The organism is Halopelagius fulvigenes, assembly GCF_042662625.1.
Taxonomy (GTDB): domain Archaea; phylum Halobacteriota; class Halobacteria; order Halobacteriales; family Haloferacaceae; genus Halopelagius; species Halopelagius fulvigenes.
On the sequence record NZ_JBHSXH010000011.1, the window covers coordinates 158,762 to 179,098 of the forward strand.

General features: G+C 63.8%; 15 protein-coding genes and 1 pseudogene. 8 read left to right on the top strand and 8 right to left on the bottom strand.

All coding sequences use genetic code 11. From position 1 onward, the window contains the following. Window positions 1-364: 364 nt before the first annotated feature. Window positions 365-1,864, top strand: coding sequence for a glycoside hydrolase family 43 protein (locus ACFQEV_RS08670; protein ID WP_379694908.1), 1,500 nt, complete (start codon window positions 365-367; stop codon window positions 1,862-1,864). 62 nt (window positions 1,865-1,926) lie between these two features. After that, window positions 1,927-3,408, top strand: a complete 1,482-nt coding sequence (locus tag ACFQEV_RS08675) for a family 4 glycosyl hydrolase (protein ID WP_379694910.1) — start codon at window positions 1,927-1,929, stop codon at window positions 3,406-3,408. A 375-nt stretch (window positions 3,409-3,783) separates the two neighbouring features. On the opposite strand, the gene ACFQEV_RS08680 is transcribed toward ACFQEV_RS08675, so the two are convergent. Beyond that, window positions 3,784-4,497, bottom strand: a complete 714-nt coding sequence (locus ACFQEV_RS08680) for a DUF2270 domain-containing protein (RefSeq protein WP_379694912.1) — start codon at window positions 4,495-4,497, stop codon at window positions 3,784-3,786. A 95-nt stretch (window positions 4,498-4,592) separates the two neighbouring features. Further along, a pseudogene (locus ACFQEV_RS08685) lies at window positions 4,593-5,033 on the bottom strand (MBL fold metallo-hydrolase); the annotation flags it as partial. A gap of 895 nt (window positions 5,034-5,928) precedes the next feature. Between ACFQEV_RS08685 and ACFQEV_RS08690 the strand changes: the two are divergent. The 3 genes from ACFQEV_RS08690 to ACFQEV_RS08700 all read left to right on the top strand — a co-directional run bounded on the left by ACFQEV_RS08690 (window position 5,929) and on the right by ACFQEV_RS08700 (window position 8,566). Beyond that, the gene (locus ACFQEV_RS08690; RefSeq protein ID WP_379694914.1) at window positions 5,929-7,224 is read left to right on the top strand and encodes a Cdc6/Cdc18 family protein; all 1,296 of its coding nucleotides are present in this window, start codon (window positions 5,929-5,931) and stop codon (window positions 7,222-7,224) included. Window positions 7,225-7,578: 354 nt separating this feature from the next. Beyond that, entirely contained in the window at window positions 7,579-8,241 is a 663-nt protein-coding gene (locus ACFQEV_RS08695; RefSeq protein ID WP_379694916.1) for an AIM24 family protein, read from the top strand. Between the two features lie 151 nt (window positions 8,242-8,392). Further along, complete coding sequence (locus tag ACFQEV_RS08700) at window positions 8,393-8,566, top strand: hypothetical protein (RefSeq protein WP_379694918.1); 174 nt, start codon at window positions 8,393-8,395, stop codon at window positions 8,564-8,566. Between the two features lie 134 nt (window positions 8,567-8,700). On the opposite strand, the gene ACFQEV_RS08705 is transcribed toward ACFQEV_RS08700, so the two are convergent. Next, the gene (locus ACFQEV_RS08705; protein ID WP_379694920.1) at window positions 8,701-10,509 is read right to left on the bottom strand and encodes an AAA domain-containing protein; all 1,809 of its coding nucleotides are present in this window, start codon (window positions 10,507-10,509) and stop codon (window positions 8,701-8,703) included. A gap of 228 nt (window positions 10,510-10,737) precedes the next feature. Between ACFQEV_RS08705 and ACFQEV_RS08710 the strand changes: the two genes are divergently transcribed. After that, window positions 10,738-12,075 (top strand): nickel pincer cofactor-dependent isomerase, group 22, encoded by a 1,338-nt coding sequence (locus tag ACFQEV_RS08710; protein WP_379694922.1) that lies wholly within the window; start codon window positions 10,738-10,740, stop codon window positions 12,073-12,075. Window positions 12,076-12,089: 14 nt separating this feature from the next. Here the strand turns inward: ACFQEV_RS08710 and ACFQEV_RS08715 are convergent, their stop codons facing one another. Continuing rightward, a complete protein-coding gene (locus ACFQEV_RS08715) occupies window positions 12,090-13,106 on the bottom strand; it encodes a family 43 glycosylhydrolase (RefSeq protein ID WP_379694924.1) in 1,017 nt (338 codons plus the stop codon). 159 nt (window positions 13,107-13,265) lie between these two features. Here ACFQEV_RS08715 and ACFQEV_RS08720 point away from each other — a divergent pair, with 159 nt between their 5' ends. Further along, complete coding sequence (locus ACFQEV_RS08720) at window positions 13,266-13,673, top strand: RDD family protein (protein WP_379694926.1); 408 nt, start codon at window positions 13,266-13,268, stop codon at window positions 13,671-13,673. Between the two features lie 73 nt (window positions 13,674-13,746). Next, a complete protein-coding gene (locus ACFQEV_RS08725; protein WP_379694928.1) occupies window positions 13,747-14,439 on the top strand; it encodes a YqjF family protein in 693 nt (230 codons plus the stop codon). 475 nt (window positions 14,440-14,914) lie between these two features. Here the strand turns inward: ACFQEV_RS08725 and aceB are convergent, their stop codons facing one another. From aceB to ACFQEV_RS08745, 4 genes are all read right to left on the bottom strand, one after another. Then, window positions 14,915-16,222, bottom strand: coding sequence for a malate synthase AceB (gene aceB / locus ACFQEV_RS08730; protein WP_379694930.1), 1,308 nt, complete (start codon window positions 16,220-16,222; stop codon window positions 14,915-14,917). Between the two features lie 359 nt (window positions 16,223-16,581). Next, a complete protein-coding gene (locus tag ACFQEV_RS08735; RefSeq protein WP_379694932.1) occupies window positions 16,582-17,550 on the bottom strand; it encodes a diacylglycerol/lipid kinase family protein in 969 nt (322 codons plus the stop codon). A 197-nt stretch (window positions 17,551-17,747) separates the two neighbouring features. Beyond that, complete coding sequence (locus tag ACFQEV_RS08740) at window positions 17,748-18,572, bottom strand: MOSC domain-containing protein (protein WP_379694934.1); 825 nt, start codon at window positions 18,570-18,572, stop codon at window positions 17,748-17,750. Window positions 18,573-19,546: 974 nt separating this feature from the next. Then, window positions 19,547-20,337: mandelate racemase/muconate lactonizing enzyme family protein (locus ACFQEV_RS08745; RefSeq protein ID WP_379694936.1), on the bottom strand; the 791-nt coding region annotated here is incomplete at its 5' end.

Here is a 20,337-nt window from a genome sequence, read left to right on the forward strand (position 1 = left end):
GTCCCGCGGACTCGAGGACCTTCAGATCCGGTCGGCGTTCGTCGCCGGTCATCAGCACGCAACCACCTCCCGAAGCGCCGTTAGGCACTGTAAGCGCCGTTCACGCCCCTCTCAAAGCCGCTTGCTGGGTTTGTCGCCGAAGCAGAGGTCCGTCTCGTCAGCGTTTGGCCGAGGTGAGCGTCTTTTCGGTGGTCCGCCCGGGCGTTCCGCGTTCGCGAGTAGCCGAGCCTATCTTGCCTCAACAATCGTTCTATTCCAGAGAACGGAGCGTGAGACGCGGACGGTTCGCCGGTCCCGCACGCTCGAAAACTGACGCCCGCGTCGTCGGAGGAAAACTGATGTGCGCCGGATGTGACACACCCCCATGGAGTTTTTGAACCCAGTTCTCCCGGGGTGCTATCCGGACCCGACGGTCTGTCGCGTCGGCCGCGACTACTACCTCGCGACGAGTTCGTTCGAGTACTTCCCCGGGGTCCCCCTATTTCACAGTCGGAACCTCGTCGACTGGGAGCCGATCGGATACGCTCTGACCCGCGACGAACAGCTTTCCGTGCGGGACGCGTCCGCGTCCGAGGGCATCTTCGCGCCGACGCTTCGCCACCGCGACGGGACGTTCTACCTCGTGACGACGAACGTCGGCGGCGACGGCCACTTCGTCGTGACGGCGGACGACCCGCGCGGCGAGTGGTCCGACCCGACGTGGATAGACGCCCCCGGTTTCGACCCGGACCTGTTTTGGGACGGTGACGACGCCTACCTCACGTACGCTCACGACAGCGTCGTCGAACAGACGACGGTGGACGTGGAGACGGGCGAAACGGACGAGCGTCGGACGCTCTGGACCGGGACGGAGGGCGACTTCACCGAGGCACCTCACCTCTACGCCGTGGACGGTTCCTACTACCTCGTCCTCGCAGAGGGCGGCACTCACACCGGCCACATGGTGGTGGTCGCCCGGGCCGACGCTCCAACCGGCCCGTTCCGGGAGAATCCCGAGAACCCGGTTCTGAGCCACCGAGCCGAGATTCACCATCCGATACAAGCGACCGGTCACGCCGACTTCGTCCGCGCCCACGACGGCACGTGGTGGGCGATCTGTCTCGGCGTGCGGCAACACGGCGACCATCCGGGCTACCACCACCTCGGTCGCGAGACGTTCCTAGCACCCGTTCGGTGGGAGGACGGATGGCCGGTGGTGAACGGCGACGACCCCTTAGGACGGTTGGTACGGCGGTCAGACACCGCGTTGGAAGCGACGGGCGGCCGGTCGTGGACCGCGACGCGAGACGCGTTCGCGGACGACGGGCTCGGCGTCGAGTGGAACTACCGCCGGAACCCGCACCGCGACCGGTACGCGGTTCAGGACGGGACACTCGTCCTCCGCGGCGGCCCCGAAACGCTCGACGAGAAGCGTCCGACGTTCGTCGGACGCCGACAACAGCAGTTCGACTGTCAGGCCGAGACCCGTCTGGACTTCGATCCGTCCGGCGACGAGGAAGCGGGTTTCACCGTCGGTATCGACGAGGAACACCACTTCGATCTCGCCGTGACCGAGCGAACCGGCGACCGAATCGCGCTGACCCGCCTCCGTATCGGCGACGCGACGGAGACGATAGCGACGACAACCCTCGGTGCTGGACCGGTTACGCTCGCCGTCGAAGCGGACCGACACGAGTACCGGTTCGCGGCGGTCGCGGACGGGCGACGCCGTTCGATGGGATCGGCGCGGAGCAAGTATCTCTCGACGGAAGTCGCCGGCGGGTTCACCGGTGTTTTCATCGGTCTCTACGCCACCGGGAACGGGTCGCCCGCCGAGACGCCGGCCCGTTTTCGGAGCTTCCGATACCGACCAGCCGGGGAGTGAGGTTCGTCACCCCGTTACACGATTCCGATACGCATTTGTAACGCTGGGACCAGTCGCTGGCTATGGAGCACGTTGCGAGAGAGCCGAGCACAGCGTCCTCGAACTCGTTACCAACGACCGGGAAGCGCCTCAACGACGATGACGTCACCGTCGCCTACGTCGGCGGCGGAAGTCGCCAGTGGGTTCCCGACCTGGTTCAGGATCTCGCTCTCTCAGAGTTCGACGGGACCGTCCGACTGTACGACGTCGATATCGAGAGCGCGGCACGAAACGCCGAGTTCGGAAACTGGGTGCAGGATCGCGACGCGGCGACCGCCGAGTGGGAGTACACGGCCACCGACGACCTCGCCGGGGCACTCGACGGCGCCGACGTCGTGTTGCTGTCGACCCAGTACAACCCCACCGAGACGTTCGTCCACGACCTTGACATCCCGAAGGAACACGGCATCTACGGCGCGGTCGCCGCCACTATCGGTCCCGGCGGCATCTTCCGCGCGATGCGGACGATACCGCTCTACCGGGAGTTCGCGGCCGCCGTCCGCGAGAACTGCCCCGACGCGTGGGTGTTTAACTTCACCAACCCCGTCCACTTCGTCACGCGAGCGCTGTACGACGAGTTCCCCGGCATCAACGCGTTCGGCATGTGTCACGAGGTGCTCCACGGCCGTGACCGCCTCGCGAAACTCGCCACCGAGCATCTCGGGATGGACGCCGACCGAAGCGACATCTCGGTCAACGTCAAAGGTATCAACCACTTCACGTGGATAGACGAGGCGTACTGCCGAGGCGTGGACCTCTGGCCTCTCATCGACGAGTTGGCGCGCGGCGAGGAGGGGAACCGGACGTTCTCCCCCGCCGAACTCGAAGGCGAAAGCCCCTTCGTCGACCCGTGGCAGGTCTCATGGGAGCTCTACCGCGAGTTCGACCTCCTCCCGTTCGCGGGCGACCGACACATCGTCGAGTACGCCACGTGGTTCCTCCAAGGCGGCAAGGAGGGTCTCAACCGCTGGGGCGTCAAGCGCACCGGGAGCGGCTTCCGCGCGAAACACTGGACCCCCTCCGAGTCCGAACAGACCACGGACGTCGAAGCGTGGCTCTCCGGCGAAACGGGGTTCGAGCTCGAAGCCTCGGGCGAGGTGCTCCTCGACGTTCTCGAAGCCCTCTCGGGCGGAGCGGAGTTCGTCACGAACGTCAACGTCCCCAACCGCGGGCAGGTCGAGGGCATCGAACGCGGGGCGGTCGTCGAGACCAACGCGCTCGTCGGAGCGAACGAGATTCGACCCCTGTCCGCCGGCGGGTTCCCCCGACCGGTCCGGTCGTTAATTCGGACGCACGTCGACACGATAGAGACGGTCGTCGAGGCCGCCCGAACGGGCGACCTCGACCACGCGTTCCGCGGGTTCCTCCTCGACCCACAGGTTCGCACTCTCCAGACCGAGGAGGCGCGAGAACTGTTCGCGGAGCTCGTCGCCGCCGAGGAGAAGTATCTCGACGACTGGAACATCGACGGGGCCGAGGTTCTGGCGAAGGCGGACGCGTACTGAATGCGCCGTCTCCGTCGGACATTCGGTGACTGGTGAATGACAGACGAACTCTCAATGTATGCTCCGATATCGACATCTCGGAATATTTAAGTCCGTAGAGATAGATTGTTTGTTTGTAATCATTATGTTGTGAATATTTGAGTAAAGTATTGTAGCCACTGATAGTATAGCACTACCGTTACTACCACATAAAATCGTTGGGTAAACGTGGAGAGAACTCACAGAACGCGGTACTTGGGAAGAAGTCGCCGACGAGAGGAATCCTCGCTCGTAGCACGGACTCGGATGGCAGTTCGGCTAAGCCCTCACAGTACCGAGAGCGGGGTTCGGTGCATCGAAGGCCGGTCCACGCGCAGACGGCCAGTCGGTAGCCGGTCACTCCTCGCTCCGGAACTTGCCGACGTTCTGGTTGTGGAGTTCGTCCTCCGACTTCCACGTCCGCGGCCTGAGGCCGACACAGAGGGCGACGAGGTAGAACGCGGCGACGGCGACGCTCACCCAGACGCCCGGAATTCGTCCGATGGCGGCGCTTCCGGGCCACGACTGGTTCTGGAACGCCGTCACGCGGATGACCCACGCGCCGACGGTGAGCGTCAAAAGCGGCAGGTAGACCCGACGGAGTCGGTGCGCCACCGCCTCTTCGGTGGAGATTTTGACAGCGGGGCGGCGGTAGTCCTTGCTCAGCCTCTTTCGCCACTTCGGGTCTTCGAGTCCCTGCGAGGGGTCGAGTCCGTAGGCGAAGACGTTCTTCTGTAGCGTTCGGACGCGCCCGCGCCAGATGTCGTAGCCCCGGTACCGCCGGGCTTCGATGAACAGGAAGACGGTCAACGCCGCGACGCCCAGAAGGAGGATGTAGTGGGGATGACTCTGCGAGGAGAACGCCCACGTCAGTATCGCGCTTATCACGACTATCGCCCAGTACGTCGTCTGGTCGAGTCGTTCGCGCCAGAACCGCATGCGGTGAATCTCGCCGCGGTAGAGGTGCGCCGCCGCCGAACTCGGACCCATGTCCTCGTCCAGCAACCCCTCACCGACTTCGCGGTGCTCCGCGTCCGTCGAATCGACGTCCTTCGCTGAGTCCTGCGGCATCGTGCTGTCCTACGCACGAGAGCAAAATGAGGACCACGGCTGTTCGCGGTCGTCGGGCGGGGAACCATCGGCGATGGGTGAGGCGAGTAAAGCCTTCACCGGTGGCGGTCGGTCGGAACCGTGAACTGGTACGTTTCGCCGCGGTCCAAGTACGCGACCCTGTCTTCGAGGCCCGCCTCGTCGACCGCCTCCACGAAGTCCGAGAGGGGCGATTGGAACGCCTCGTAGTCGTCGTAGTGGATCGGAATCGACATCTCCGCGTCGAACAACTCGACGGCCTCGACGCCCTGTGCTGCGTCCATCGTCAGCAGAACGCCGAGGACTCTGGTCCCGCCGAGGTGCAGGAGCGCCAAATCGATGTCGGGGAAGCGGTCGGGTATCTCCGCGAGTTCGTCGTACACGAGGGTGTCCCCGGTGACGTAGAGGCGGAACAGCACATCGTCGCCCGCGGGCTTGAACTCCAGCATGCTCCCCATCACCGGTGGCAACGCCCTCTCGACGACCGGCGGTCCGTGTCGCCCGGGCGTCGCGGTGACGTCGAGTTCGGCGTCACATCATCCTACGGAGCGTCACGAGGCGACGACAGTTCGCGCGGCCGGTCGTTCACGAGACAGTATAGTCGACCGGTCGGTCGCGGGCGGACACCCCTCGTTCAGAGTTAAAACGGCGGAGACTCACGGATTCGAACGGGCACCCTCGACTCGGGGGGGACCCCTCGTTCAGAGTGTAAAGGGAAGAGAGGGAGACCGGAGAGATGGTGGTGTCCAGTTCAAGACGGCAGTTTGGCCGGCGAGAAGGGAGATGAACGGGAATCTCTCGGAACGCACCCACCCCTCGTTCAGACTGTATCGGTTCGGCTCTGCAGGGACCTCGTTCGGACTGTATCGGCCCGGTACAGTCGGGAGAGAGGATCCCGTGAGAGGAAGAGAGTGATGTGGTATCGTGTGTCGTGAAAGTCGGCGGACACCCCCACCCCTCGTTCAGAGTGAAAACGATGAGAGGGGGTGACCCACGGTTTCCGAGAGCGTTCGGAGCGGCGAAACGAACCGACGCTGACGGGGGATAGTCGTCCCGTCAAAAACCCGAGTTCCCAAATATCCTCCGTTATAGACGTTATACTGGGAAGTTATCACTCTGAACAAGGGGTGTTGTCGAGAGAGACCCTAGTCTCTCGTGTCGGCGTTTCACTCTGAACGAGGGGTGGGGGAGGGGTGGGGAAAGAGTGAGGGAGAAGAAGCTAGAAGAGAAAAAGAGAGGAGGAGAGAAAGGAGGGAACGAACCGAGACGGCGACGGAGGTTCACTCTGACCGCAGAGGACGTGTTAGAAACCGTCGCCGTCCGATTACCTCGTTCGATACGGCTTCTCGAACAGCGCTATCACTCTGAGTGAGGTCCCATAGGTTTATTATTATCTAGTGTGGTTGGTGGTGTATGTCAGACGAGGAGGGAGAGGAGGTGGGGGACCCGTTGTTCGCCGACCAGGACCCCATCTTCGCGAGAAAGGAACTCCTCCACGTCGGCCACGTCCCCGAGGAGAACCGCATTGTCGGCCGCGACGAGGAGATACAGAGCGTCGCCGACGAGATCGGGGCCATCGTCCGCGGGGACCCGCCGAACAACGTGATGATATACGGGAAGACCGGGACGGGAAAGAGCCTCGTCTCCCGTCACGTCGCCAGTCGCGCGCAGAACGCCGCCGAAGCGAACGGCATCGCCTGCGGCGTCGTCTACGTAGACTGCTCGGAGGCCGACACGGAGACGAGAGCGACCCGGCAACTCGCCATGGAACTGAAGCGAGCGACGGAGTACGACCGAGAGATACCCACGCGCGGCGTCGGCACGATGGAGTACTACCGACACGTCTGGCGTATCCTCGACGACCACTACGACGCCCTCGTCGTCATCCTCGACGAGATAGACAAACTCACCAACTCGAACATCCTGATGCAGCTGTCCCGCGCGCGGGAGGCAAACAAGACGGAGAGTTACATCGGCGTCGTCGGCATCAGCAACAAGATACAGTACAGGGAGTCCCTCGACGAGCGAATCGACTCCAGCTTCGGTCACCGGGAACTGTTCTTCCACCCCTACGACGCTGACCAACTCCGCGAAATCATGCGCAACCGCGAAGACGCCTTCCAACGGGGCGTCCTCGCCAGCGGTACCATCCAACTGTGTGCGGCCCTCGCGGCGAAGAAGCACGGCGACGCCCGGAAGGCCATCGACATTCTGAAGGAGGCGGGCGAACTCGCCCGGCGGAACGACGACGCGACGGTCACGAAAGAGCACATCCGGCAGGCGCAGGACATCGCCGAGATAAACCGCGTCGAAGAGTTGACGAGCGGCGGTACCATCCACGCGAAACTCGCGCTGTACGCCCTGTCGAGTCTCGTCATCGTCGGCGACGAGGGGACGTACTCGACGCGGCAGATATACGAACGCTACGAGCAGATGTGCGACGTCGCGGGCTTCGAACCCGTCACCGAGAACGGCCTGTACAAGCAGTTGAAAGAGCAGGCGTTCCTCGGGGTCATCGAGTCGAACAAGACCGGCGGCGGTCGGTCGCAGGGGAGTTACCTCCTCCACCGACTCGTCACCGACCCCCGCCACATCGTCAAGGCGGTTCGCCGCGACGCCAGCCTCGACGACCTGCCGACCGTCGAAGACCTCTCCTCGATGGAGGGGAACCGAAACGGCTCTCAATCGACGCTCGGGACGAGTCGGTAGTCGAACGGCGCTTCGGCACACCGCTCCGTTCCCGACGTACCCCCACCTCACCGGGCGTTTTCACTCTGAACGAGGGGTGTCTCCCCCTCCCCTCCTCCTCCCCTCTTCTCTGTCTCTCAACTCTCTTTCTTCCCTCCTTCTCCTCTCTCTTTCTTCCCTCCTTCTCCTCTCTCTTTCCTCCCTCCATCTCCTCTCTCTCTCATCTCACCTTCCCACCTTCTCCTGTCTCTCTTTCCTCTCTCCTCTCCGACTCCCGACTTCGCTCACAGTCGTCGAACCCGAGAGCGCATATTTATCTTGTCAGAGTGACATTCTTCTAGACGTAGTCGCCCCGCGCGACTCGGAGCCCCCACGATGAACATAGACGAATTCGTCAACTCGCACGCACCGACAGAGACCGGACAGACCTTCGAGCTGGAGAACTCGAAGATGCTGGATATCGACTTAGACGGGAGTGTCCTGGCGAAGGCAGGGTCGATGACCGGCTACACCGGCGACATCTCCTTCGAGCGGAAGTCCTCCGGCGGACTGACGGGGATGCTGAAGAAGAAAGCCACCGGAGAGGGGGCGGTGATGATGCAGGCGACGGGCACGGGTCACCTCTACCTCGCCGACCAAGGGAAGGAAGTCCAGATCCTGGAACTCGACGCGGACGACGAGATAAGCGTCAACGGCAACGACGTGCTCGCCTTCGAGGAGAGCGTCGACTGGGACATCAAGATGCTCAGCAGCATCGCCGGCGCGTCCACCGGCGGACTGTTCAACGTCTTCCTCCGCGGACCGGGGCACGTCGCCATCACCACCCACGGAAAACCGCTCGTCGTCCCGACGCCCGTCAGCACCGACCCCAACGCCACCGTCGCGTGGAGTAGCAACGTCTCGCCCTCCTCGAAGCGCGACATCAACATCAAGAGCGTCCTCGGTCGGTCCTCCGGCGAGACGTACCAACTCCACTTCGCCGAGGAGGACGGGTTCGTCGTCATCCAACCGTACGAGGAGCGACAACCCGGACAGTAATCGCGGACGCGGACCCGCGAACTCCGTTACAGTAGGTGGTACTGCGATTTCTTTATTTAGAATCAATTCCGAAACAATCGCTACATACAGGCCAAGCACACATCGCTCAGGACAGTGATGTATTTACAAAACTGTAATTATATCAACCAGTATGGAGAGAAGACGACTCAACGCGCTCATCGGACTGGCATTGGTTGCCCTCGGTCTTATCCAAGCGGTTTCCTTTGCCATGGCAGATGAGTGGATATTCTCATTCGGGGGCGTGCTCTATGCCATCTGTGGGATATATTATCTCCGGGCTGAGGTTTACTCTACTGCAGAGTAGGCACATCGACTTCGCAGTTCGATTGATTCGTCTTCGTGTCCGCCCCCAAATAAAGAAACCGTATCACCAACTACCGCTCAGACTCTCTCGGACGGCACCTCCACGCTCCCTCTCAGAGGGTCTCTCCCTTCCTCTCAGACGGGGATGAACTCCGGTTCGACGCGTTTCAGCCGACCGGTGTCGTCGAGGAACGAATGGAAGTCGTCGTACAGGTCGGTGCACTCGTGGTCGGCGTCTCGCCCGCGGAAGACGTTCCAGTTCGCGACGACGCTGCAGTGTTTCCCCGCCCGCGCCAACGCGACGTTGAGTCGGCGCGGCCCGTCGGGTCGGCGGCCCATGAACCCGACGCGGCCCGCCTCGTTGCTCCTGACGAGGGAGAGAAACACCGCGTCCCGTTCGCTCCCTTGGAAGGAGTCCACCGTATCGACGGTGATGCGCCCGCCGCCCGAGACGCGTTCGCGCAGCGAATCCCGAATCACGTCCACCTGCGCGCTGTAGGGCGTGATGACGCCGATATCGCCGGGACCGACGCCGTTCGACGCGTCCGAGACGACTTCGCTCGCGAGGTAGGTCACGAGTCGCGCCTCCGTCTCGTTGACGTACGAGTTACCCGCGCGTCGTTCCTCGCCGACGACGTGGAACCCCCGGAGGGCGTCGAGTCCCTCGACGGCGGAGACGTCGCGGCCGTTCCTGAGCGTCCGTCCGTAGAACCGGCGGTTCGGGAAGTGAACGACGTCGCGGTGCATCCGGTACTGCGTCCGGAGTTGGACGCCGACGCCTTCGTAGACGCCGCCCTCGGCGTACACGTGCTCGAAAATAGAGAGTCCGCCTGCGGACTCGGGCGGGGAGTCGGACGCGCTGTACGGCGGCAGTTGCCTGTGGTCGCCCGCGAGGACCAGCGTCTCGCCCTTCGAGAGCGGAACGCACGCGGAGGTATACGTCGCCTGCGTCGCCTCGTCCATCACCACGAGGTCGAACCGCGGGGGAAGCGCCGCCGCACTCCCGTTGGTGGAGGCGATCACGTCGGCGTCCTCGGGCCGCGTCGTCCCGTAGGCGTCGCGGACGAGTGACCGCGAGGACCGGCGGTAGTTCCGTCTGGCGAGGACGAACTCCGCCGCGCCGTGTTGCGCGTACGCGTGAAGCGACCGTTCGTCGGCCTCGGATTCGGTCGACGCGCCGACGACGAGGTTGTCGACAGCCTGATTCGAGTCCGCGCAGACGAGGACGGATCGACCGCTCTGGGCCGCGCGGCGGACGATTTCGACGAGCGTTCTCGTCTTGCCCGTCCCCGGCGGGCCGTGGATGCAACAGACATCGTCCGCGAGAAGCGCGTGTTCGACGGCTTCCTGTTGTTCTTGGTTGAGTTCGACGTCGTGGGTGGAACTCGTCGCCGCGCGGTCGCTTCCGAAGGTGAGTCTGCGGCGACCGGTGAGTGCGTCCGCGAGCGACGACCGAGACTCGACGCTGTCGATGGCCTCTCGCTCGCGGTCGAACGGGACGGGATTCAACAGGAGAATCGCGCCGTATCCGCGGCGTTTCGGCGCGAGGAACGATCCGACCGAGGCGCGTTCCTCGGGCACGAAGTCCGAGTGCCAGAACCGAATCTGCGCGCAGAGCGACGACGCCTCGAACGCCTCCCGGAAGATTCGCTTGCGGCTATCGGCGTCGGCGTCGTAGTAGACGAACATTCCCTCGTCGGTCAACCCCTCCGAGTAGACGACGTACTCGCCCGTCAGGGCGGCCGAGTCGGGTTCGTGAAGCGGGAGACGCGTCCACTCGTTGCGGTCCGGGTGCGCCAGTTCCGCGTGCGCGGCGGCGAACTCCGTGACCGTCGTCGTGGGAACGTCGAAGGCGGCGTCGGACGGCCCGGCGTCGCTCCGCGCGGCGAGTGACGCGGAATCGGCGTCGAACGCGGCCACCGCCTTCTCGAACAGGAGGGACATTCAGCGAATCTGTCGCCCCATCCGTACAAAAACGTTCCGCGGCGTGTAATCGGGTTGACCGTTCGACTGGCGGCCCGACGCCGCTTCCGTCTCTCGTGGGGTATGTCGGACCTGGCGGCGAGAGACGTATGGCGACGAGGGATTCACGGACCGCTTCGAGCCTCTCCGTCGCTCTCTGTTCTCACACGGTCATTCATGTTTATGCCGAATGACCTACTCGGTTCGGGTATGGAGACGCTATCCGACCTCGTCGTCGCCGAGGAAACCGTCCTCGAAGCCTGCGGCGAGGTAGAGTTACCGGAGATGGGACTCGTACAGCAGGTGTGGGAGACGGACCCGATTCCGCCCGACGAAATCGCGCGGCGGGCGGCCGACGCCGTCTCTGACCTTCCGCTCGACCGGATTCCCGACGGCGGCGAAGTGGCCGTCGGGGCGGGCAGTCGCGGCATCGCGAACCTCTCGACTATCGTCGGCGGCGTGGTCGAGGAACTCCAATCGAGGGGGTACGACCCGTTCGTCTTCCCGGCGATGGGGAGTCACGGCGGTGCGACGGCGGAAGGACAGGAGGAGATGCTGGCGGAACTGGGCGTCGACGAGCAGACTATCGGCTGCGAAATCCGGTCGAGCATGGACGTCGTCCAGATAGGGACGACGCCGGAACGCGACGTGCCCGTCGTGGCCGACGCGAACGCGGCCGCCGCCGACGCGATTCTCCCGGTCAACCGGGTCAAGCCGCACACGGACTTCGACGGAACGGTGGAAAGCGGCCTCTCGAAGATGCTCGTCATCGGCATGGGGAAGCAACGAGGTGCCAAAATCGCCCACGAGTGGGCCGTCGATTGGAGTTTCCGGAACATGATCCCCGAGATTACGGGGCAGTTACTGGAGGAACTCCCGGTCGTCGGCGGCGTCGCCATCGTCGAGGACCAACACGACGACACGGACCACATCGAGGGCGTCCCGCCCGCGGGGTTCCTCGACCGGGAGGCCGAACTGTTGGAGACGGCGTACGACATCATGCCGAAGGTTCCGTACGAGAAACTGGACGTACTCGTCGTGGACCGACAGGGGAAGGACGTCAGCGGACAGGGGATGGACACGAACGTCATCGGCCGCCGGCCGTTCGCCATCAACGAACCGGGGCCGGAGGAGCCGGAGATAAAGCGAATCTACGCCCGGAGTCTCACGGAGACGACGCACGGGAACGCCATGGGGATGGGCTCCGCCGACTTCGTCCACCGCGACATCGCCGCCGACCTCGACAGTTCGACGACGCTGATAAACGCCATCACGGCCAGTACGACCCGGGGCGTCCGACTCCCGCCGGTGGTCGAAACCGACCGCGCCGGCCTCGTGGCCGCGCTTTCGACGCTGGGCGTCGTCGGCCCGGACGACGCGCGCGTCCTCAGGGCGACCGACACGATGCGTCTGGACCGGCTGTACGCCTCGAAAGCGCTCGTCGAGGAAGCCCGCGACAGGGACGACCTGCGCGTGCTGAGAGAACCCGAACCGATAGCGTTCGAGGGCGGGCAGTTCGCCGCGCCGACGCCGCACGAGACGGAGTGAGTCTCCGACCGTAGTCAGTCGATTCTCGGAACGCGCGCCGCCCGACTCGGCGTCTTCCCCTCCACCGTCGGCCACCCGTCACTCCAGTCGATGCAGTCTACCATGAGGATGCGTCGCGGCGTCTCCTCTACGTACCCTTCTCCCTCCTCGTAGGCGTGGTAGAGCAACCAGTCGTCGCCGGCGTCGTCGGTGACGACGGCGTTGTGACCGGGTCCGACGAACCCGTTCCCGCCTTCGACGACGACGGGGCCTTTCGCCTCCCGGAGGTCGTTTCCGTCCGCGCCCTCGTAGGGGCCGAGCAACGAGTCCGAACGGCCGGCGCGGACGTGGTACGTACTCGACATCCCCTCGCAGCAGGTGCCGACTGACCCGAAGAAGTAGTACCGACCGCCCCGTTCGACGACGTAGGCTCCCTCGTAGTGGTCGCCGGCGATGCGCGTCTTCTCTCCCCTCGTGTCCAACCCGTCCGAACGCAACGCTATCGCGTAGATTCCCCGGCGACTCCCCCAGAAGAGGTACGGCGCGCCGTCGCGGAGGAAGACCATCGGGTCGATGGAGTTCTCCACGCCGATCTCGTCGCCGCGAAAGAGTTTCCCCCGGTCGGTGAACGGTCCGGCGGGGTCGTCGCCGGTCGCGACGCCGATACCGGGGTTCTCGTCTCCCCAGTCGGCGTACGAGTAGTAGAGGTAGTACGTCCCGTTCATCCGGACCACGTCCGGCGCCCACAGGTACGCGCCGTCCCTCCAGTCGGGTTTCGACTCGAACGCCTCCCCGGCGCGCGTCCAGTTCACCAGATCCTCCGACTCGACTATCGGAACGCGCCGAAATCGCTCGCCGTCCTCCTCCGTTCCGTAGGCGTAGAACGTGCCGTCCGCGGCGCGCACCACCGACGGGTCCGGGAACACCCGCTCGAACACCGGATTCCGATACGTCTCGGTCGGCCCTCCGTCGAATCCGTCCGGGGGCGACCCCGCGCACCCGGAGAGTCCCGCGACTCCGACGCTGCCCGCGAGGAATCTCCGCCGTCGCATACTATCGCTACGGCGTCTACGGTGAAAACGCTCGCCCCGCCGTCGATCGGAGACGGCGGGCGGAGAGCGGACTGCACACGACGACTCGTTTCGGACGGGCGGACCGTCCGGTCGGCGGCGAAAGAGCCGAAGTGCCAGCGTCGCGAACCGACGGCTACGATGTCGCGGACAAACGACGGCCTCGTCGTCCGGCGGATACTCGCATTCCTCGCGGACGCCGTCGTCCTCGTCTGCGCTCTCTTCGCCGTCACGGGACGCCTCGTTCGTTCTCGGGGGCGTCGCCTCGCGGCGACGGCGGCGCTCACCGCCGTCGTCGGCCTCCCGTATCATATCGTCCTCGAAGGCGCGTTCGGACGCACCGTCGGCAAGCGCGCGTTCGGCATCGCCGTCGTCTCGGCGGACGGCGGCGACTGCACGTACGCCGCGGCGACGATTCGGACGCTGTTTCGGTTCGTCGATTGGCTCCCCGCGGGCTACCTCCTCGCGTTCGTCGCGATGGCGGTGACGGACGGCCGCCGCCGACTGGGAGACGTCGCCGCCGGGACTCTCGTCGTCCGCGACGAGTAGGTGGTGTGACGAGTACGCAACGTGACGAGTACGCGGCGGATACATTGACAATCTGCCGTCACGTCGTGTCGGTATGATTCCGATAGCGTTCGGGTGGGAGCACGTCCTGTTCGCGAACTGGCGCGTGGATGCGGACGTGATCGACGCGCACATCCCCGACGCCCTCTCCGTGCAGGAGTTCGACGGGTCCGGGTGGCTCTCCATCGTCCCCTTCCGAAACGTCGACGTCCGCCCGCGGGGACTCCCGGCGTCGGTGGGCATCCCGGTGCCGGAGTTGAACCTCCGGACGTACGTCACCTGCGACGGCGAGCAGGGGGTCTACTTCTTCAACCTCGACGCGAGTAGCCTCCTCGCAACCGTCGGCGCGCGCCTGACGCACCACCTGCCGTACTACTACTCCCGTATCCGGATGGGGGGCGAAGACGGCCGCGTCAGATTCGAGAACCGGCGGTGCCACCCCGGCGACCGGCCGGTCACGTTCTTCGCCACCTACGGGCCGACGGGCGACGCCTTCAAGGCCGAACCGGGGTCGCTGACCGAGTTCCTGACGGAACGACGGCGACTGTACACGCAGGACATGAGCGGACAGATTAGGTACACGGACATCTCCCACGAACGGTGGCCGCTCTACGATGCGGAGTGGACCGTCGAGGAGAACACGCTGTTCGAGGCGAACGGGTTCGACCACCCCGACGGTGACCCGATACTCTACTACAGTCCGCGGACTGACGTCGTGACCACGCGGAGCAAGCGGTGGCGTTCCTGACGCCCGGCGACCCGACGGCGTAGTAGTTGAACTGGTACCCTCGATGCATACGATCCGAATCCTACTCGCGAGATTCCGTCCGTAACGAGATGGACTGAATCACCTGCTCGGTAGAGCGTGCGAGTGTATTAGTGAGGCGATTGGCGAAGCTGCCAGCCTGTAACGAGAACCACGATCAGCCACCCAATAAAAGCGATTACTCCTAAGGCTCCTCCTTCGCCGGTCGCTACCCTGTAGATCTGTATTGACCCTGATATACTCGCTGCAGTAACAACAAGCCACTGTCGGCGCGGAGACGCTTCATCTGTCACCTATAATTTACGTTCTGCTTATCATCATAAATGTGACTGAAAGCCATCGGCGAATACAACGCCTTTACTGAACGCCGGGACTGCCTTCTTGACCGCCGTGCTACAGTAGAACACTTCCGGACGGCGAGAAAGAAGAAAAAACCGCGGCGGAGCGAAGTCGCTCCTCAGTTACCGACGTTCGTCGCGCGTTCGACGACGTCCGCGCCGTACATCTCCTCTAACTCCTCGTGTTGGTCCGGTCGGTGCTCGTAGACGTCTTGGAACAGGGTTATCGGCGTCTGCGCGGCCTGATAGGTGGCTTCGTCCCACATCCGGTCCTTGCTGATGTCGATTTCGACGCCGTCGATGGCGAGCGTCGTCGCCTGCGTCATGGCGATTGCGCCCTTCCCGGCTTCCTTGGCCGCCTCGAACTCCTCCATGGAGTCGACGATGTCGTCCATGCTCGGGACGTAGGCGGTCATGTCCAGCAACTCCTCGCGCAGTTCGTCCTCGTCGAGTTGCTGTTCGTCGCCGCCGACGCGCAGGACGTACTCGCCGTCGCCGGTCTCTTCGAGGCTCACTTCGTTCCCCTCGTACCGTTGGCGTCCGTCCTCCGATTCGAGCTCTATCTCGCGGTCGCCGACCTGCAGGAGCCAACTGCCGGTCTTCGGCGGCAGGGGCGCTTTGTTCGCTTCGACGACCTGACCGGGCGTCAAAGACCAGATGCCGGTCATCCCCTTCGCCCGGTTCTCGGTCATTCGCTCTCGGTACCCCTCGACGTCGCGGATGTCGTCGTACGGGCCGTCCACCGCGATGAGGCCGGCGGCGCTGGCACCTCGGGAGGTGTTGTGCCGCAGTTCGGGCCACGGCGGCAGTTCGCCGGTGGGCGTCATCGCGCGCATGTCCTTCGTGTAGTCGACCTCGCCGTCGACGAGGAGGAAGAGGCGTTCGAGGTTGTTAGAGGGCTTGCCCATCTCCTCGCGGAGGTCACCGAGGGCCAGTTCGGCCTCGCCGCTCTCGACGATAACCGACATCGAGAGGCTTCCCTCTTCGAGTCCGTGCTCGTTCTCGATGATGGTGAAGAACTCGTCGGCCTTCTTCCAGTCGTCTATGTCGCCGACCTCGGGGATGACGAATCCGTCGATGTACTCGACGGCGCCGTTGTCGGGGTCGGCTATCTCCAGCATCTGCTGGAACCCCTGATACCGGGTGGTGGGACGCTCCCGGTGCCAAACGACGCGGGGGTGGATCTCGCCGGGGAAGTCCGCTCCGTGTTCGGAGACGACTTCGACGATGTTCTCGACGCCCTCGTCGCGCATCGAGGGGGCCGTCGCGTCCTCGTTGTCCGGAACCCACACGTCCGGCGCCTGCATCCCGCGGAGTTGGGCCGCGCTCTTCACCATCTTCGCGGAGTCGTCCTCTCCTTCGACCGCAGTGGGTGATGTAAAGAACGTTCGAACGAATTCGCGCTCGTAGTGTCGTTTGACGCTCATATCGGGCGTATTGGAAACGTTCTCGAATGATAATAAACATTCGCCATAGTCCTGAATACTGCCCGCAAAATCGCCGAACGGCGGGCGGCCGATGGTGAGAGAGAGCGGGCGTTCAGCCGGTTCTACGCAATGAAACTACTCTTGACGTTCTCTCGATAGACTCCGTTCGTCCTCTCGGTAGTATTACTAATCAGTGTTACTGAGAAGTATTACTGATCAGTATTAACTTCCGTCAAACACACTCTTCTAAGCACTGAAGTCGTCTTGGTCCCATCCGCTCTCAGTTACGACCATACGGACGGCCGAGTATCGGAAAACGCGACTCCGTCGGTGAGAGCGTCGTTCAGCGAGCGCCGGACTCAGTCCGTCTCGGGGACGGGTTCGTACTCCGGCCCGACGGCGACGGTCAACTCCCGCGGGCGAACGGAGAGGTTCAGGCGGCGGTGGGTGCTTATCTCTCCGTCCAGACTGAACTCGACGCCCTCCCCCTGTTGGTGGGTGATTTCGAGTCGCTCGGCGGTGAGTTGGGTCACGTGCTCCGTCTCCCGTCCGAACCACCGTTGGGCCGCCGCTTCCCTGAGCATCTCCGGCGTCGGCATCTCCTCTACGATGGTCACGTCGAACAGGCCGTCCTCGACGTTCGCTTGGCCGCCGCGGGGAAAGTGCCGCGCGTTCCCGACGAGGAGACAGAGCGCGTCGCCCTCCCACGTCTTCGGGTCCATCTCCGGCCCGGTTTCGATGTCGATTGCGACGTGAAGCGGGTCGAACGTCGCCGCCTGTTGGATGCCGGTGATGACGTATGCGAGGGTGCCGACGCGTTCCTTCAACTCCGGACTGGTCTCGGAACTCGTCTTCGAGGTGAGGCCGGCGATGCAGGAGTTGACGAACGGTTCGCCGTCGGCCACGCCCAAGTCGATACGCCGGCGTTCGCCGGTTTCGAGAACCTCGAAGGCGTGTTCGACGTCCCGCACGCCGATGTTCCCCGCGAAGTTGTTCCCCGTCCCGCCGGGGACGACACCGAAGGTGACGTCCGCTAGCGCGTCCGCCCGGTCGAGTCCGCGAACGACCTCGTGTACCGTCCCGTCGCCGCCGCACGCGGCGACTCGCCGGACGCCCTCCGCTGCGGCCTCCTCCGCGAGGGCCATCGCATCGCCCGCCTCTTCCGTCTCCCTGACGGCGTATCCGTACTCTTCGGCGAGCGAACGCACCTCGTCTCCGTGGTCGCCGGCCCCGCTCACCGGGTTGAGCACGATGCGCCACTGCCCGTCGTCGCCGTCCGATGCGGTCCCTGCCTTCGAACCGTCGGAAGTCGTGTCGTTGTCTATCATCGCCTTGGAAAACGTCGCCTGTCGGCGTTCTGTGGCGGTCGCGATTCTCGCACGCGTTCCGTCGTACGGCGTCGATTCCGAATCATCGATTTCGCGGCCGTCTGCCTCTCTCGGGAGGGCTGACTGGGTACTGAATAGCGGGTGTACGCGCCGCCGTCGCAAATAGATTCGGGCGAGTCGCACGCCCGCGCCCGATTTCACTCCTCGGCGAGTCGAACCGGGTCGCCGACGCGAACCGTCGCCCCGCGGTGGTCCTCGGGCACGTCCGTGAGTATCATCAGCGTGTAGAAGTGGTCGAACGCCGCCTCGTCGGCCCACTCGGGGAACGTCTCTCGCCGCCGTTCGACGAACCGTTCGCGGAACTCGGGCGTCCAGTCGCCGGTGTCGGGATCCCGTTGCGGGACGACGCACCGACCGCAGGGCGTGACGCCGTCGAACCGAACGTCGCCGGCGACGAACGACGGCGCGTCGGGGCCGACGAACCGGTCCTCCCAGAATGCCGGCACGCCGCTAACTTCGACGTTCGCTCGGAGTCTGCGCCGCATCCCCTCCACCGTCGTCCCGTCGAACCACGAGGCGACTTCCCGCAGGGTCGCGGTGCTGATGACCGACGGCCCCATCCCGCGGCGGTCCACGAACCCCAAGCTCCGGTCTCGCTTCAGCGTCAACTCCTCCCCGAAGAACTCGCTGAACCACTCGGACGCGCGTTTCCGCCCGCTCTCGGCGTCGAGGTCGAATTCGCCGGTCTCCCCGTCTTCGGTCCGCACCGTCAGCGTCCCCGTCTCCTCGTCGAACGTCGTATCGACGTCGTGGACGCGTTCCGTCCGTTTCCCGTTCATCACGTCGCCGTCGGCGTCACCGGACCGCGTCGGGTGGCCCGACGAGTCGCTCTCGTCGGCGTCGAAGAGTGCGAACTCGCGGTCGTATTCGAGCGTTCCGCCCTCCAACACCTCCGCGGCGTCGAGGCGGAGTCCGTCGAGTCCCTTCACCGGATACACCGAGATCCGCTTGATTTCTCCCATCGTCACTGTTCTCTCACGCGGGTTAGATAGACGTTCGTCCGGATAACTGCGGCAGATCGGCCGCCGGCGTCGAATCGGTCCGCCCGCGGACGGACGCCTCTCCTCGCTTCCCGAATGAGCGGTCCGTTCTCCTTCGACTCTTGTACGAATATCGAACTACCATACAATCGGGCGGTACGCGCCGTGCGGCTTCTCGTCGTTCGACGGAGAATTAGGATACTGGAGATATATCGCCTCAAAGGCAGTAATTCGCTGTAATATCGTGTGAGGATATTGGCGACTCGCTAGGAATGCACATGTTCTCTGCACCGACTACCGAACCCGCGGAAACGCCCGACCTACTGCCTCGTATTGCTTGAAGTTGAAATCGAAGATAGAGTGGATCGTTTCGAACTCGGCAACCGTCCTCTTCGTTCGTATTGCTGTTACTGAACAATACTATCTGCTCTGAACGGGCCTTGTTTAGACGCGGAACACACCCTATTTTCGCCACTGACGCCGCGAATCAGCCGCTCAGTTAACCTGCATACAGAACGCGTACCGGTCCCACCATGTTCTCGGGCTCGGTGTTACAGACAGAAAATAAATTAATAGTGCTTGCCATGTTCGAAGTATGGAACGCAGACGACTCAAGACAATTATCGGGATAGCAATGGTGGGGACGGGACTGGCGCAGGCGTCTCTCTTTGCCGTGCAAAGCGAATGGATACCTACCGGTTTGGGGGTATTCTACTCGCTACTCGGAATCGCTTATCTCTGGACTGAGGTATACGCTACTGACTAATCGTCTGAACACGCCCCTCTGGACGTAAACTCGTTCGATGCGGCGGGCGACGGTGCGCCGTCAAGGAGATACGCTGGTTTGACGTCGGCTTACGCCTCGTCGAACAGCGCGAATCGAAGATTCGCTGGCCCGACTTCGCTTACGCTTCGTCGAACAGTGCAAATCAGAGATTTGCTGGTTTGACGTCGGCTTACGCCTCGTCAAACAACGTCTCACCCGCGACCATGTGCTCTTCCACCGTGTCCATGTCGAGCGTCAGGCCGAGGCCCGGTTTCTCGGGAATCTCGATGTAGCCGTCCTCGATGACCGTCTCCTCTACGAGGTCGCTCCACCAACCGAGTTCGTACGAGTGATATTCAACAGCCAGCGAGTTCGGAATCGCCGTGCCGACGTGCGCGGAGGCCATCGTCGCGATGGGCGAGGAGACGTTGTGCATCGCCACCGGAATGTAGTACTGGTTCGCCACGTCCGCGATTTTCCGCGTCTCACGCATGCCGCCGACCTTCGGTAAGTCCGGCGCGATGATGTCGACCGCCTGATTCTCGATGAGGCGACGTTCCTCGGTGACGCGGTAGCGGTTCTCGCCCACCGTGATAGGCGTCGTCGTCGATTTCGTGACCTGCTCTTGGACTTCGAGGTTCTCCGGCGGCACGGGGTCCTCTAACCACCAGACGTCGTAATCCTCGATGGCGGCCGCGAGGCGTTGCGCGGAGTTCGCCGAGAACGTCCAGTGGCAGTCGAACGCCACGTCCGCGCGGTCTTTCACGCGTTCGGTCACCTTCTCGACGATCTCGGCCTTGTGGCGGACCTCGCCGGGGCGGAGGTGGCGGTTCGCGCGGTCTTTTTCGAAGCCCGACGGCACGTCGAGGTCGAATTTAAGCGCGTCGTAGCCGAGTTCTTCGACGACGCGTTCGGCCTCGTCGGCGCAGGCATCGGGGTCGGCTTCCTGTTCGGTGTGACAGTCGCAGTAGACGCGCACCT

Excerpts from the sequence above, each read along its gene's own strand:
- ACFQEV_RS08670 (WP_379694908.1), top strand. The coding sequence starts at position 365 with ATGGAGTTTTTGAACCCAGTTCTCCCGGGGTGCTATCCGGACCCGACG.
- ACFQEV_RS08675 (WP_379694910.1), top strand. The coding sequence starts at position 1,927 with ATGGAGCACGTTGCGAGAGAGCCGAGCACAGCGTCCTCGAACTCGTTA.
- ACFQEV_RS08680 (WP_379694912.1), bottom strand. The coding sequence starts at position 4,497 with ATGCCGCAGGACTCAGCGAAGGACGTCGATTCGACGGACGCGGAGCAC.
- ACFQEV_RS08690 (WP_379694914.1), top strand. The coding sequence starts at position 5,929 with ATGTCAGACGAGGAGGGAGAGGAGGTGGGGGACCCGTTGTTCGCCGAC.
- ACFQEV_RS08695 (WP_379694916.1), top strand. The coding sequence starts at position 7,579 with ATGAACATAGACGAATTCGTCAACTCGCACGCACCGACAGAGACCGGA.
- ACFQEV_RS08700 (WP_379694918.1), top strand. The coding sequence starts at position 8,393 with ATGGAGAGAAGACGACTCAACGCGCTCATCGGACTGGCATTGGTTGCC.
- ACFQEV_RS08705 (WP_379694920.1), bottom strand. The coding sequence starts at position 10,509 with ATGTCCCTCCTGTTCGAGAAGGCGGTGGCCGCGTTCGACGCCGATTCC.
- ACFQEV_RS08710 (WP_379694922.1), top strand. The coding sequence starts at position 10,738 with ATGGAGACGCTATCCGACCTCGTCGTCGCCGAGGAAACCGTCCTCGAA.
- ACFQEV_RS08715 (WP_379694924.1), bottom strand. The coding sequence starts at position 13,106 with ATGCGACGGCGGAGATTCCTCGCGGGCAGCGTCGGAGTCGCGGGACTC.
- ACFQEV_RS08720 (WP_379694926.1), top strand. The coding sequence starts at position 13,266 with ATGTCGCGGACAAACGACGGCCTCGTCGTCCGGCGGATACTCGCATTC.
- ACFQEV_RS08725 (WP_379694928.1), top strand. The coding sequence starts at position 13,747 with ATGATTCCGATAGCGTTCGGGTGGGAGCACGTCCTGTTCGCGAACTGG.
- aceB (WP_379694930.1), bottom strand. The coding sequence starts at position 16,222 with ATGAGCGTCAAACGACACTACGAGCGCGAATTCGTTCGAACGTTCTTT.
- ACFQEV_RS08735 (WP_379694932.1), bottom strand. The coding sequence starts at position 17,550 with ATGATAGACAACGACACGACTTCCGACGGTTCGAAGGCAGGGACCGCA.
- ACFQEV_RS08740 (WP_379694934.1), bottom strand. The coding sequence starts at position 18,572 with ATGGGAGAAATCAAGCGGATCTCGGTGTATCCGGTGAAGGGACTCGAC.